This window comes from Candidatus Poriferisodalis sp. (assembly GCF_965198245.1).
GTDB lineage: Bacteria > Actinomycetota > Acidimicrobiia > Acidimicrobiales > Poriferisodalaceae > Poriferisodalis.
Map to the genome: position 1 here is coordinate 166,625 of NZ_OZ240249.1, position 14,340 is coordinate 180,964.

The 14,340-nt window shown below is 63.5% G+C and carries 12 protein-coding genes; 7 read left to right on the plus strand and 5 right to left on the minus strand.

The window, feature by feature from the left end; all coding sequences use genetic code 11:
• The first annotated feature begins 143 nt into the window (after positions 1-143).
• The gene (locus ACOCMM_RS00955) at positions 144-2,177 is read left to right on the plus strand and encodes a cytochrome P450 (protein WP_419551345.1); all 2,034 of its coding nucleotides are present in this window, start codon (positions 144-146) and stop codon (positions 2,175-2,177) included.
• Between the two features lie 29 nt (positions 2,178-2,206).
• Here the strand turns inward: ACOCMM_RS00955 and ACOCMM_RS00960 are convergent, their stop codons facing one another.
• From ACOCMM_RS00960 to rpmH, 5 genes are read right to left on the minus strand one after another with little or no spacing between them, the layout of a single operon-like run.
• On the minus strand, positions 2,207-2,575 hold the full coding sequence (locus tag ACOCMM_RS00960) for a Jag N-terminal domain-containing protein (protein ID WP_419551346.1): 369 nt from the start codon (positions 2,573-2,575) through the stop codon (positions 2,207-2,209).
• Positions 2,576-2,613: 38 nt separating this feature from the next.
• Positions 2,614-3,804 (minus strand): membrane protein insertase YidC, encoded by a 1,191-nt coding sequence (gene yidC, locus ACOCMM_RS00965; RefSeq protein WP_419551347.1) that lies wholly within the window; start codon positions 3,802-3,804, stop codon positions 2,614-2,616.
• Complete coding sequence (gene yidD, locus ACOCMM_RS00970) at positions 3,804-4,079, minus strand: membrane protein insertion efficiency factor YidD (protein WP_419551348.1); 276 nt, start codon at positions 4,077-4,079, stop codon at positions 3,804-3,806. The genes yidC and yidD overlap by 1 nt, the downstream gene beginning before the upstream one ends.
• A complete protein-coding gene (gene rnpA / locus ACOCMM_RS00975; protein WP_419554793.1) occupies positions 4,076-4,423 on the minus strand; it encodes a ribonuclease P protein component in 348 nt (115 codons plus the stop codon). The genes yidD and rnpA overlap by 4 nt, the downstream gene beginning before the upstream one ends.
• Positions 4,420-4,554 (minus strand): 50S ribosomal protein L34, encoded by a 135-nt coding sequence (gene rpmH / locus ACOCMM_RS00980; protein ID WP_419551349.1) that lies wholly within the window; start codon positions 4,552-4,554, stop codon positions 4,420-4,422. Before rpmH ends, rnpA begins: the two co-directional genes overlap by 4 nt.
• Before the next feature lie 469 nt (positions 4,555-5,023).
• Here rpmH and dnaA point away from each other — a divergent pair, with 469 nt between their 5' ends.
• The 6 genes from dnaA to gyrA all read left to right on the plus strand — a co-directional run bounded on the left by dnaA (position 5,024) and on the right by gyrA (position 14,337).
• The gene (dnaA, locus tag ACOCMM_RS00985; protein ID WP_419551350.1) at positions 5,024-6,622 is read left to right on the plus strand and encodes a chromosomal replication initiator protein DnaA; all 1,599 of its coding nucleotides are present in this window, start codon (positions 5,024-5,026) and stop codon (positions 6,620-6,622) included.
• 324 nt (positions 6,623-6,946) lie between these two features.
• Entirely contained in the window at positions 6,947-8,056 is a 1,110-nt protein-coding gene (dnaN, locus tag ACOCMM_RS00990) for a DNA polymerase III subunit beta (protein ID WP_419551351.1), read from the plus strand.
• Between the two features lie 33 nt (positions 8,057-8,089).
• On the plus strand, positions 8,090-9,199 hold the full coding sequence (recF, locus tag ACOCMM_RS00995; RefSeq protein ID WP_419551352.1) for a DNA replication/repair protein RecF: 1,110 nt from the start codon (positions 8,090-8,092) through the stop codon (positions 9,197-9,199).
• 38 nt (positions 9,200-9,237) lie between these two features.
• The gene (locus ACOCMM_RS01000; protein ID WP_419551353.1) at positions 9,238-9,558 is read left to right on the plus strand and encodes a DciA family protein; all 321 of its coding nucleotides are present in this window, start codon (positions 9,238-9,240) and stop codon (positions 9,556-9,558) included.
• A gap of 174 nt (positions 9,559-9,732) precedes the next feature.
• On the plus strand, positions 9,733-11,772 hold the full coding sequence (locus ACOCMM_RS01005; protein ID WP_419551354.1) for a DNA gyrase/topoisomerase IV subunit B: 2,040 nt from the start codon (positions 9,733-9,735) through the stop codon (positions 11,770-11,772).
• 36 nt (positions 11,773-11,808) lie between these two features.
• Positions 11,809-14,337 carry a DNA gyrase subunit A gene (gyrA, locus tag ACOCMM_RS01010; protein WP_419551355.1) on the plus strand — a complete coding sequence of 843 codons (2,529 nt, stop codon included), beginning with the start codon at positions 11,809-11,811 and terminating at the stop codon, positions 14,335-14,337.
• Positions 14,338-14,340: the final 3 nt, after the last annotated feature.

The following is a 14,340-nucleotide window of genomic DNA, read 5'->3' on the forward strand; positions in this document are numbered from 1 at the left end:
TCCGCCGATTTCCTCAGTAGCTATGGGCTCGGGCAGGATAACTGGCGCGCTATCACCGCTGGAGCACAAGGTTCTATACTTGCCGACGTCGTAACAAACGCACGTACCACAGACTACCCCCAATCACCCACGGGAAGCGCAACGTGACGATTCACTCCACCAAGACTGCCGCAACCCAAGCGCTCAGCTTGCCTGAAGAACTCGTGCTCATGCTTCTCAACGAGGAGAGCGGCTATTTCCATCAGGTTCCTGGCTGGAACTTGAACTGTGCCGTTGCTGGCGCCGCGCTCGCAGAACTCTCCTTACAGACGCGCGTCGATACTGACATGGAATCGCTGATTCTGTTGGACGAGACTCCGACAGGAAGCCCGGTCTTAGATCTCGTCCTGCTTCAGATCGCAAACGAGACCCAGCAACATAACGCTCAGTATTGGGTCGAAAAGCTCGCATCACGCGCCGAGATGATGATCGATCTGACATTGGATCGGCTCACTTCTCTCGGAGTGCTTGAGTACCATGACGGCGATTTCTGGACGCTAGCGCCTAGAGCTCGGCAATCCGAGTTGTTCGCTGGGGACGGCGAAGACACAGCAGTCGAGTTCATCAAGCCCCGTATCGAGAAATTGATCTTTGGTGATGACATTCCTCATCCGCGGGACATCATCATTATCGCTCTGGTCAATACCTGTGATGTCTTGCGGTTCGTTTTTGACCTTGACGAGAACGCCGAGCAAAGAATCCAGCTCCTCTCTCATATGGACCTCATTGGCAGAGCAATCGCCGATGCGGTTGCGCAGAATTTGGTCAGTCCAAGATCACAGGCATCGCCTCTGACCAAGTCGATCCCGACTCTGCCACTGCGACGAATGTTAATGAATCGGCACTTGCGAAACGGAAACATTCCAGCGGCGTTTGCCGACTTCGCCGAAGAGTGCGGCCCTGTTTTTCAGGTCAAAGCCCCTCTCTATGGGGGACCTATGACCTTCATCGTCGGTCCTCAGGTCAATCGGTGGGTACATCGATATGGACGCATGTACCTCGGGTCAGGTGACTACCTGCGGGGCTTGGAGAGCGCATATCATGCCTCTGGCCTCTTGCCAGCGCTCGATGGCGCTGATCACTTCCGCATGCGGCGAGCCCTCCGATCGAGCTATTCCCGTGCACGACTGGACCAACGTATCGGCGAAGTGTGCAATGACATACGCAACCATATGGAGGACTGGAGCGTCGGTGACTCTTGGCGCGCCGTGACCATGTGCCGTCGTCTCGTCAATGCGCACTTGACGCCGCTACTCATAAGCGTAGAAGCGCAGGACCTCTTCGACGATTTGGTCGCATACAAGATTCGAGCGCTCATGACCCAAGTCGTCAATGTCATGCCGAAATTCCTACTCAAGACTCGCGGCATGAAGAAGAAGGCGAAGGCCATCGACATACTACGCGACCGCGTACTGGATTCTCATACAGCTGCTCAGCGTGAAGGGTGTCCCCGAGACCACGCCGATGATGTGCTGAGTCTGCACCAAAGCGACCCGGTCTTCCTGCCCGAATCAAATCTGCGTTTCATCTTCTCGGCACCATTGTTGGCAAGCACCTACAGCGGAGATGAGTTGTGTTTCATGGTCTACGCCATGATTTCACGTCCAGATATCTATGCAAAGATCCGAGCAGAGGCAGACGCGCTTTTTGAGCACGGCGATCCGAATCCGAAGGATATCAACCCGTCCTCAATCGATGTTACTCACCGTTTCATTATGGAGTGCTTCCGGCTGTATCCGATTGTTCCGATGTCGATTCGGAATGTTATGAATTCCTGCGTCGTAGAAAACTATGAACTGCCAATCGGATCCAGAGTCTTCATCGCCCAGACGGCCTCCCACTACATGAGTCAGGTATTTCCCGACCCTCACACATTTGACATTGACCGATATCTACCGTCACGCGGTGAGCACCGGACGACGGCGTATGCCCCGTTTGGTCTCGGTACGCACGGCTGTCTGGGCTCCCATCTTGTTGAGATGCAGCTCGCGCTCGCTCTCTTGATGCTTGCACACTATTTCGAGCTTGAAGTGGCGCCGGCGAGCTACAAGCTCAAGATCAGCTCATTTCCATCGTTGTCGCCGAACAGGAAGCTCAAGTTCACGATCGCCAAGCGGCGACACGAGCTGGTCGTCTGACAGACATCGGCACCGCAGGCCGGCCGTCGCTACGACGCCGAGCTCGCCGGCTTCGACGCGTTGCCGCGGTTGCCTGATCGGGATCGCCGTCGAGATGATCGGCCGCCGCGGTTCTGGCCTTGACCTTGGCCCTTCCCCCGCTGTCGGGGACGTTGTCCCCCGCCGGATCGGCGGCGCGGACGACGACGGTCTCGCCGGGCGTCGGCCACGCGCGGCGGCGGACCGGTCGGGCGCACCCGCACTCGAACGCGAGCGGGCTCGCGCCGGAATCCCCAGCGAGTTCGCGTTGGCTCCGCCAAAATCTCGATGTCGACGTCCTCGGCGGCAACCGAGAGCGCATCGAGGGCACGCTCACGCGCCTCGTCAACGGTGGGGCCCGTCATCACGATCCACTCCATGACGCAGCCCTAGCTCCCCGCAGAAATCGCCGTCGCACTCATCGCTTGCGACGATTGCGCGTCCTGCCGTCTCCTGAGGTGCGGCGACTCTGGATGGGCTTTGACTCCGGTTCAGCCTGGCCCCGACGGCGCTTGCGGCCACGTTCAGAGGTCTGGTACCGACGCGAACCGGTTCCGCCCCGGCGTGACCGCTTGCGGGCATCGGTGACCCGCTCCTCCGATGAACGGGTCCGGCGGACCGAAGGAGTCTCCGAAGGTTCCGGCAGCGCGGGCTCTGGCGCGTTGTCGTGCGACGAGTTGCGTGAGCCCGACCGACGTTCTGCGCGGCGTTGCTCGCGAGCCGCTCGACGGGCCGACTCAGCGTCAAGCGCCTTGCGTGACCGCTGATTCGACACCGGTCGCGGTGGCTCAGGCTCCGACACCGTCTCAGCCTCGATGACATCGTCAGAGGACTCGGGCGTGACCAGCGGTTTCGCCGGCTTCATCGTGGCGTGGATGAAGGCCTGGGTCAGCATCCGATAGATGCTGGACACGATGAAGTAAGGCACCAACGCCGCCGGCACGAAGAAGCTGAACACCGGCAGCATGAAGGGCATGTACTTCATCATGATTTCCATCTGACGGTTCGGCATGGCCGCGCCACCGCGCCGAGCCGCCATCTGGCGTTGCTGGAGCCAGGCCAGCAGGAAGGTCACTGCCACGAGACCCAGATAGGGGAGCCCCTCGACGAAATCAGACTGGATTACGTCCTTCGCTGCCTCCGACAAGTCCATCCCCAAGGACCGCATTTCGCCGCCTGCGTCGACGATGTCCTGGTAAAGCTGCGAATCAGGACTCAGATTTCGGGGAAAAGGTTTGTCGACTGGATTCTGTTCGGGTATGCGCAGGTTCCAAATGACTCGGTACAGCACGATGAAGATGGGGATCTGGGCCAGATTCGGCAGGCACCCGCCCAGGGGGCTCACCCCGTTCGCCTGGTAGAGCTTCATCGTTTCTTCGTTGAGCTTCTGGCGGTCGCCGGTGTGCTTCTTGCGCAGCTGAGCCAGCTCCGGCTGCAGTGCCTGGGTCTTGGTCATCGTCCGGGCACCGCGCAACGTGAGCGGGGTGAACAGCAGCATGATCGCCAGGGTCAGCATGCAGATAGCGAACGTGTAGTCGGGGACGAGCGAGTAGAACCACGCCAGCACACCGGCGATGCCGTCAAATATCGGATCAGCCCAATCGAACATCAGTGCTCCCAGGATCCAGTAGCGGCATCCGCACGGCGATCCTGGCCGCTCCTCCCCGGTACCGGGTCGTAGCCCCAACCGCCCCACGGATGACAGCGGCAGACGCGCCGGGTGGCCAGCCAACCACCGCGTACCGCACCCCAGGCCCGCACGGCATCGAGTGCGAACTGCGAACACGTCGGATCGAAGCGGCACGACGGCTGCCTCGAGCGGGGGAGTGCGCGGTAGAACCTGACCACAGCGATCAGCGCTCGTGCGACGGGCCCAGTCTTCACGTCGGCGTGCTCTTGGTTCTCGGAAAGGCCCCCGCTATCTCCAGCAACCTCGCCAGCTCGGCTCGGGCGCGCCGATAGGTCACCGCCGAGACTGCTCCGCGCGTGCCGACGAGATAGCGGCCTGGCACCAAGTCGTCCGCGTGTTCGCGAAACAGCGCCCGCAGGCGTCGACGCACCCGGTTGCGCGCCACCGCGGTGCCGGCGCGTCGGCTGAGCGCAAACGCCACACGGGGCCGTGCCAGCCTGGCGTCGGCTGTGAAGGACATCCACAGCAGCTCGCTGTCGAAGCGACGACCGCGTCGCAGCGCTGCGAAGTCGGCCCTGCTGCGGCACGAATCGATCAGGCGCTCAGCCGTTGCCGGCCCTTGCGTCGGCGAGAATTCACAATTGCCCGGCCCGCGCGGGTGGACATGCGATGGCGGAAGCCATGCCGGCGTGCTCGTCTGCGGTTGTGGGGTTGGTACGTGCGCTTCACGCTGCAGCCTCCTGGAGGTTCAGGCCGCGGGCAGGTCCGTGAAATGCGGTGCGGCGACCGGAGCGTGCCCGGGTGTCGACCCGAGAGCGTTGACAGCCTACGGGTGCTGGCACAAGGCGGCACCGGGGTACGGGGAACACGAAGACGCGCGTGTCGACGCGGGTGTTAACGCGCGCATTCGCGCGCGTTATTCGCGCGCAACACCTTGTGCCGGTACATCACCGGCTGCGGTCGGGCAGATTGCGGGGGCAGCAAACACCCATGTCACCTGCCTGTTTGCGGGTGTCATGGGCCTGTCGATGAACTGTCGAGCCCGCGTCATCTCGGACATGATGGCGGTGCACCAACGCGCGCTTGCGACAGTGGGTGCGCGGCCATAAGTTCCTTTCACGGATGCCGCTTGGTGGCCCGCAGGAGAACAACGGGTTCCCCGGGTGTACTACGGCCGCAGGCGAACGAGGTTGTTGTGGTGAGTTCTCCGCAGGCGGGTGCCACAGCACACGAGCCTGACGACGAACCCCATATCTCACAGCAGTCGGCCTCATTCGAGCAATCTCATGCGACTTCACAGGAGTCATCAGAAACGGCCGAAAACGCGCGGGCGAATACCGACGAGTTGTGGTCGCAGTGCCGCGAGATCCTCCGTACGACCGTCTCGGACGCACTCTGGCTGGGCTACTTCCGCCACCTGCAGGCGCTGCACATCGACGGCGAGCTGGCTGTGCTGATCGCGCCGAGCAACATGATCCGGGATCGCATCCAGCGGCGATACATCCCCATGCTTCATGCCGCCTTCGAGCGCCTGCCCGTCCGCCCGCAGACCTACGAGATCGAGACCCGTCCCGAGCTCGAAGATCTCGACAGCGCCAACGGCACCGACGCTGACCCGCACGACGTCGATGCAATACCCGACGACGGTGCCTTCGTCCTGAGCGAGGACGAGACATGGCACCCAGCGACCGGTTCTGCCCAGCCTGCACCGGTCGCCGAGAGCGCCGCCAGTAACACTGCGTCACCCGGTACCGCAGGAACGCCGCGCAGAGTGCCGGGCGTCGACATCACCAATCCCCGCTACACCTTTGAGAGCTTCGTCACCGGCAGCAGCAACCGGTTCGCCCAAGCCGCGGCGCTCGCGGTAGCTGAGACTCCCGGAATCGCGTACAACCCGCTGTTCATTCATGGCAGCACGGGTCTCGGCAAGACCCACCTGCTGCAGGCCATCGTGAACTTCCTGGGCACGACCCTGCCCGAGCATCGTGTCCGGTACGTCTCTACTGAGACCTTCCTCTCCGAGTTCATCGAGGCAATCCGTACGAACACGACGCCGGCGTTCAAGCGGCGTTACCGCGAGCTCGACGTGCTGCTGCTCGATGACATCCAGTTCATGGAAGGCAAGGAAGGCCTGCAAGAAGAGCTGTTCCACACCTTCAACTCGCTCCACGTCGCGGGCCGCCAGATCGTGATCTCCTCAGATCGCCCGCCTCGCAGCATCGCCACGCTGTCAGACCGGCTGCGCAGCCGATTCGAGTGGGGCTTGATCACCGACATTCAACCGCCCGATCTTGAGACCCGGGTGGCCATCTTGCGCAAGAAGACCGAACACAGGCATGTGCCCGACGAGGTCCTCGAGCACATCGCCTACATCATCATCAACAACATCCGTGAACTCGAGGGCGCGCTGATTCGCGTCACCGCCTACGCCAGTCTCACCCGCAGCACCGTCACGCTCGAGATGGCACAGCAGATCCTCCGCGACGTCCGCGAACCGCAGGAGAAACCCATCACGACCGATCGGATCCTGCACATGACCGCGGACATGTTCGGCTACGGCGTGACTGAGCTCACCAGCCAAGGTCGCCAGCAGGGCCTGGTCAAAGCACGCCAGATCAGCATGTACGTGATGCGCGAACTCACCGACCTGAGTTACCCCGCCATTGCCAGCGTGTTTGGCGGCCGCGACCACACCACCGTCATGCACGCGGTCAAGAAGATCAACAGCCTCCTGCCTTCAGAACGCAAGGTGTACGACCAGGTAGCACAGCTCATCGCGCGGGTTCGAGCCGCCTGAGGCTGACTGGACATCGGCTGTCCGCTGTGCGGCTGGCAAGTGGATCTAGGGTGTCTCCACACGTTGTGGACAACGAGTGGAAAAGTTCTCGACAGACCTCGGGAAAAGTCGTACTTTTCCACCGCCGCGTCATCGATACAGGAAAAGGGAGGGTGTAACTGTGAACGCGGCAAGCAAGACTGTTGACGGCCACATGGCGCTGATCTGCGACAACGGCCTACTGTCCACAATTCACAGCCTCTACAACCATTACTGAATAAGTCTCAACCATCACATTGAGGATTGTCTGTCTCACCGGTCTCGTACGGCCAAGGAGAACCGCCCGTGAAATTGCGCATTGAACGAGATGCACTGGTCGACCAGCTGACCTTGGCCAGCCGTGGAGTCAATGCGCGCGGGGGCGGCTTGTTCGTACTCACCGGATTGCATCTGCGTGCTGACGGCGAGGGCCTCACGGTCACGGGAACCGACTTGGATCTGACCGTGCGAACCCGGCTGCGGATTCCGGTGGAGACCGAAGGTGAGACGGTCGTCCCAGCTCGCCTCCTCACCGATATCGCTCGGGCGCTACCTATCGGCGAGATCAGCCTGGAAGTGACCGAGGACGAAGTGCAGATCACCGGTGCACGTGCGCAGTTCTCCGTACGGACCCTGCCGGCAGCCGATTTCCCGGCACTGCCTCAGCCAGCTGGAGACAGCGTGACTGTTCCTGCTGGTGACTTGGCGCAAGCTTTCCGGCAAGTTGTCCGCGCTGCAAGTTCGGACGACGCCCGCCCGATCCTGACTGGAGTGCTCATGGCAGCTCGCGGAGACGGACTGCGCCTGGTAGCCACCGACTCCTACCGCTTGGCACTGCGCGACCTGCCTGAGGCTCAAGTCCTGGCGCCAGGCCAGCAAGTGCTCGTTCCGTCTCGAGCACTCGAGGAGCTCGGACGGATCTTGGATGCCAGCAAGGACGTGACCATGCGACTGGGCGAACGTGAGGTCACTTTCGAAGTCTCCGACGAGTTCCAAACCGCCCAGGTGACCTGCCGTCTCATTGCGGGCGACTTTCCCAGCTATGAACCGCTGATCCCCGACTCGCACGACAATCGCTTGGAGGTAGACCGTGCCGCGTTGCTCGACGGGGCTCGCCGGCTCCGCTTGCTGGCACGCGACACGAATGCGCCGCTGCGAATGGAGCTGCGCGAAAACAGCATCGAGCTCACGGTCATCTCTCAGGACGTCGGGAGCGCGAGCGAGGAAGTCGACGCCACGTATGAGGGAACGCCGACCACGGTCGCTTTCAACCCTGACTACCTGATCGAAGGGCTCGATGCGGCCGGCGGCGACACCGTTGAGCTCGTGCGGCTTGATGCCCTCAAGCCCGCCGTGCTTCGAACGCCTGGCCATGGCGAGTTTCTGTACCTGCTGATGCCAGTGCGGGTGTCGTAGTCAGCCCAAGCACCGCCTGCAGAGCCAGCTCTTGTGATCGTTGCCTGGCTGACCATCGAGAACTTCCGGAACCATCGATCTACGCAGCTGTCGCTTGACGAGGCGCGGACGCTCGTGGTCGGGCCCAACGGGCACGGCAAGACGAACCTGCTCGAGGCCATCGCGATGCTGGATGGCTCGGGTTCGTTCCGCGGGGCGAGCGCGGAGACTCTCGTGCGCGCCGGCTGCGAGCGGGCCTACGTGCGCGCCGAGATTCGCCGGGAGCGCCGGAAGTACCTAGTGGAGATGGAGATTGCGGCGGCGGGGCGTTCCCGGGCCCAGGTGAACGGCCAGCGTGTGCGGTCGCTGCGCGATCTTGCCGATGTGGTCAGTGCCGTGGTGTTCTGCCCAGCGGACCTGTCGATCCCTGCGGGCGGCCCAGCCGTGCGGCGGGAGCTGCTCGACGACGTTCTGTCCGCCACCGATCGCGAGTACCGGCCGGCGCGCCTCGATTTCGAACGGATTCTGCGCCAACGCAACAACCTGTTGAAGCAGGCCGGCACGCGTCTCGACGACGAAGCCCTGACCACGCTGGAGGTCTGGGATGCACAATTCGCTGCTGCTGGCGAGACGGTTGCGACCCGCCGCGCCGCCCTGTGCGCTGCACTGGCGCCTCCTGCACAGGACGCCTACTACCGACTCGCCGGGACCGCAGTTCAGTTGGAGCTGTCCTACGCAGCCCCGTGGCGCGACGGCACGCTCGCCGTCGCCTTGGATCAGGCGCGTTCGGACGATCTGCGGCGTGGCACCACCACAGTGGGCCCACACCGCGACGACATGGAGATCTTCCTGGACGGGCTGCCGGCACGGACGCACGCCTCGCAGGGAGAACAGCGGAGCATTGCGTTGGCGCTGCGACTGGCGCAGCACCGCTACACAGCAGAGATCGGGGGTATCGAACCGGTCATCCTGCTCGACGATGTCTTCTCCGAACTCGATGAGGGCCGCGCTCAACGCCTCGTCGGCTGCCTTCCTTCCGCACAGACCGTGGTGACGTCGGCCACCGGGCACGTGCCGCCCGGAATCGAGATTCGCCGCCACATCCAGATCCGCGACGGCGAGGCGATTCCTGAACACGCTCAGGCCAGCGAGAGCACCGACTGATCGGTTTGCGTCATGAGGCGTGCGAGCATGGGCATCCGATGAAGAGACGTCGCCGCGGCTGCACTGGGCGCGAGCCTCGGCCGATCAAGGACTCGTTGCGGGCCGTCACCTCTGGTTTCGGTTCGCGGGGCCGGGCGATCGACCTGGGCGAGCGTTGGGCCCAAGCCGTAGGTGAGGCGATTGCGGCTCATGCGCAGCCCGAGCGGCTCGAAGCCGGCCGCTTGATCGTGATCGTCGACGACCCCGCCTGGGCGACGGAATTGCGCTATCACTCAAGCCGGATTCTGGCCGCATTGAACGCTAAAGCCGGTGCTGCGACCATCTCAGAACTGCACCTGCGTGTGCGTCCTGGCGGATAGCACAAAAAACCCAGTGTGACCTGCGTTTTTGTTTCTCTTTCTGCTGACGTCTTGGCACCGAAAATGGCTCGCTCTCCGGTAGACTGAAGCGTTAGGAAGGGTGCCGTTGGACACTAGGGCCCGGACTTGGAGACAGAGCTGATCCATGCCGCGCTTCAGACCCCGACTCGCACAGTGACTGACACCACCTTGACGCCGAACGCGGCGACCCCAGTCGACGGCGCGGATGCGCCCGATGACAGCGCGGCAGCGCCTAGTAGCAGCGCGCCAGCGCCCAACAACCCAGTCGTAGGCGACTACAACGCCGATGCCATCACGGTGCTCGAAGGCCTCGAGCCAGTGCGTGAACGCCCCGGGATGTTCATTGGTTCGACCGGCCCGGGAGGCCTCCACCACCTCGTCTACGAAGTGGTGGACAACGCCGTCGATGAGGCCATGGCAGGGCACTGCACCTCCATCGAGGTGACCCTGCGGGCAGACGGAACGTGCAGCGTCTTCGACAACGGTCGAGGTATTCCCGTTGAGGCCCATCCGCAGTATCCCGACAAGTCGGCTGTCGAGGTCGTGTTGACGGTGCTGCACGCAGGGGGCAAGTTCGGCGGTGCCGGTTACAAGGTGTCCGGCGGCCTGCATGGCGTCGGCGTATCGGTCGTCAACGCCTTGTCCTCGGAGCTGGAGGCCATCATCGACCGCGAGGGTCGGCGTTGGCGTTTGCAGTTCCGTGACGGCGGCGAGCCTGTCGGCAAGCTGACCGACATCGGCCCCTCGCCCGATGCCAACACTGGCACCACCATTACCTTCCGGCCCGACTCCACGGTGTTCGATCATGTCGAGTTCCGGGCACAGACGCTCACCGAGCGGCTGCAGATGATGGCGTTCCTGAACGCGGGTCTGCGCATCGGCTTCACCGACGAGCGACGGGCCGAGCCCGCACGCCACGAGTTCTGTTACCCGGGTGGCATCCGCGACTTCGTGCGGCACCTGAACGAATCGTCCGAGGCGCTGTTCGACGGTGTCGGCTACCTGTCGGCGGCAGAAGCCGGCGACGAGGTGGAGATCGCCTTCCAGTGGAACAACGGCTTCAACACCGATGGCATTCACAGCTTCGCCAACGGCATCAACACGATTGAGGGAGGCATGCACGCTGAGGGGTTCCGCTCTGCGCTGACCTCGGCAGTGAACGCCTACGCCCGCGATCGCAAGATGCTGCGCCCCGACGATGGGAACCTCCAGGGCGACGACATCCGCGAGGGGCTGACAGCGGTGGTGAGCGTCCGTATGGAGTCGCCACAATTCGAAGGCCAGACCAAGGCCAAGCTGGGCAACACCGCAATGCGCAGCCTGGTGCAGAAGGCCGCCTACAGCGGGCTCGGCGAATGGTTCGAGGAACACCCGAGCGAGGCCAAGCTAGTGGTGGGCAAGGCGGTCGACGCTCGCCGGGCCCGAATCGCCGCCCAGAAGGCCCGCAACACCGTGCGCAAGTCGGCGCTGCGGGGCGCCGGCCTGCCCGGCAAGCTCACCGACTGCTCATCCAGCGACCCCGACGAGTCCGAGCTGTACATCGTCGAAGGCGACTCGGCTGGGGGATCGGCCAAGGAGGCACGCGACCCTGCCACCATGGCAATCCTGCCGATCCGGGGGAAGATCCTGAACGTTCAGCGCAGCCGCCCCGAGCGCATCTTCGACAACAACGAGATCGGCGCGCTGATCTCGGCAATCGGTGCCGGCGTCGACGGCGCGACCGGCGAGGGCGGATTCGACGTCGACCGGGTGCGGTATCGCAAGGTGATCCTGCTGTGCGACGCCGACGTCGACGGCAGCCACATCCGGACATTGCTGCTGACGTTCTTTTTCCATCGCATGCGCGATCTCCTGCAGTACGGCTGCGTGTACATCGCCCAGCCGCCGCTGTACTCCACCAAGGTCGGGTCCGAGACGGTGTACCTCAAGGACGATCGCGCAAAGACGGCTTTCCTTGCCGAGCGGACCAACCACCGCAACGAGTTCCAACGCCTGAAGGGCCTCGGTGAGATGGACGCCCAGGAGTTGTGGGACACCACGATGGATCCGGCTCGCCGGACCCTGCTGCGCGTCACGCTCGAGGAAGCCGCCACAGCGGACCTGATCTTCAGCATCCTCATGGGTGACGACGTGGAAGCCCGCCGGGGTTTCATCCAGAACAACGCCAGCGACGTGCGGTTCCTGGACGTCTAGGCCCAGCACAGCGATGGATCACCGGCCCGATACCCCATGAGCGATGACCAACCCGACAGCGGTGACACCGGCGCTGGAACCGGTGTGGTGGATGTCGAGATCCAGACCGAGATGGAGCAGTCCTTCCTGGACTACGCCATGTCGGTCATCACGTCCCGGGCACTGCCAGACGCGCGTGACGGCCTGAAACCGGTGCATCGCAGGATCCTCTGGTCGATGTTCGACACCGGCCTGCGACCGGACCGTCCCCACAAGAAGTGCGCCACCGTGGTCGGCGATGTCATCGCCAACTACCACCCCCACGGCGACGGCTCGATCTATGACGCACTCGTTCGGATGGGCCAGTCGTTCAGCCTGGCGAACAAGCTGATCGACCCGCACGGCAACTTCGGCTCGCCGTCGGACCCGCCTGCCGCCTACCGCTATACCGAGTGCCGCCTGACGAACCTGGCCATGACAATGGCGGAGGGCATCGACGAGGAGACGGTGGACTTTGCCGCCAACTTCGACGGCTCCCGCACCGAGCCGCTGGTGATGCCGTCACGTTTTCCGAACCTGCTGGTCAACGGCAGTCAGGGCATCGCGGTCGGCATGGCGACCAACATCCCCACGCACAACCTCGGCGAGATCATCGACGCCACGATTCATCTCATCTCCCATCCCGACGCCACCGTCGAGGACCTGATGGCGTTCGTGCACGGACCCGACTTCCCGACGGGTGGCCAGATGCTGGGTCGAGCTGGCGCACGCGAGGCAATGACGACGGGCCGCGGCTCGGTGAAGATGCGCGCCCGGGCCGAGATCGTCGAAGACGGCAGACGGTCGAGCATCGTGGTGACCGAGATCCCGTACCAGACCTCCGTCGAGGGCATCGAACGCAAGATTGCCGATGCGGTGAACCGCAAGGTCATCGACGGCATCACCGAGCTGCGCAACGAGTCCGCAAAGGGCAAGACACGCTTCGTGATTGAGCTGCGGCAGTCAGCGCCAGCCAATGTGGTGCTCAACAACCTGTGGAAGCACACGCCGCTGCAGTCCAGCTTTGCGGTCAACATGGTGGCGCTCACCGACGGGGTGCCACGCACGCTGAACCTTCGGAGTGCGTTGGTCGCCTATGTCGACCACCAGATCGAGGTGGTGACGCGGCGCAGTCAGCATCGCCTGGACGTGGCGCGTGCTCGGTCGCACATCGTGGAAGGCCTGCTGCGAGCGCTGGACCTGATCGACGAGATCATCGCTCTGATACGCGCCAGTGCGGATCGTGCTGCAGCGCTTGAGGGCTTGTGCGCTGAGCCGATGTCGTTCAGTGGCGAGCAGGCGAACCACATTCTCGACATGCAGCTGAGCCGCCTCACCCGGCTGGGCCGCACCCGATTGACCGACGAGCTGGCTGAGCTGACACGCACCATTGCCGAGCTGGAAGCCATCCTCGGCGACGATGCGCGACTGCGACAGGTGATTATTGACGAGCTGAGCGCGCTGCGTTCAGATCACGCGATTCCCCGGCGGACCGAGATCGTCACCGATCCGGGCGAGATGGACGCCGAAGACCTGATCGACGACGAGCCGCTGGTGGTGACGCTCACGCGTGAGGGCTATGTCAAGGCCACTTCACCTGACGTGTTCCGCACCCAGGGTCGTGGCGGCCGTGGCGTGCAAGGCGCCCGGCTCAAGGACGACGATGTCGTGGACCGTGTGATGCTGACAACTGCACACGCATGGCTGCTGTGTTTCACCAACCGCGGCCGCGTGCACCGGTTGAAGGCCTACGAGGTGCCGCTTACGAACCGCACCGCGCGGGGGACCGCGCTGGTGAACCTGCTGCAGCTGGCCGCCGGCGAACGCGTCGAGGCGGTGGTGGGGGCACGGGAGTTCCCCTCGGACCGGTACCTGATGTTCATCACGCGCCAAGGTCAGGCAAAGAAGACTGCACTGAGCGCGTACGAGAACATTCGCTCCAATGGCCTCATTGCGTTGAGCCTGCGAGCCGGCGACGAGTTGGTCCGTGTGCTCGAGACTTCGGGCGACGACCACGTGATGATCGTGTCGCGAGCGGGTCGGGCCATCCGGTTCTCCGAAGACGATGTGCGTTCGATGGGTCGAGTTGCAGCTGGCGTTCGGGGCATGCGCCTGCGCGGTGACGACACAGTGGCTGCTGCTGATGCGCTGTCGCCCGACGATAAGCGTGACCTGCTGGTTGTGGCGAGCACCGGGACTGCCAAGCGCACCGCTGCGGCGCTGTTCGGGTGCAAGCGACGTGGCGGTCTCGGCATGATCGCTGTGAAGATGCCGGACGCGGAAGCTCATGTCGTGGGTGCGCGGCTGGTCGGTCCCGACGATGAGGTGCTGCTGGTGTCGTCGAGCGGTGTCCTCATCCGGACTCGAGTGTTGGACATTTCTCAGCAAGGCCGAGCAGCTTCTGGCGTGCGGGCGATGGCCCTGGGCGACGGCGAGTCCGTGGTGGCGATTGCCCCTGTCGACCCCGAGGTCGATGTGCCCGAACCCGATGATGCTGACGCGGAACCTGGCGAAATCTCTTCGGATGAGGAGAGCTCACCGGCGTAACGT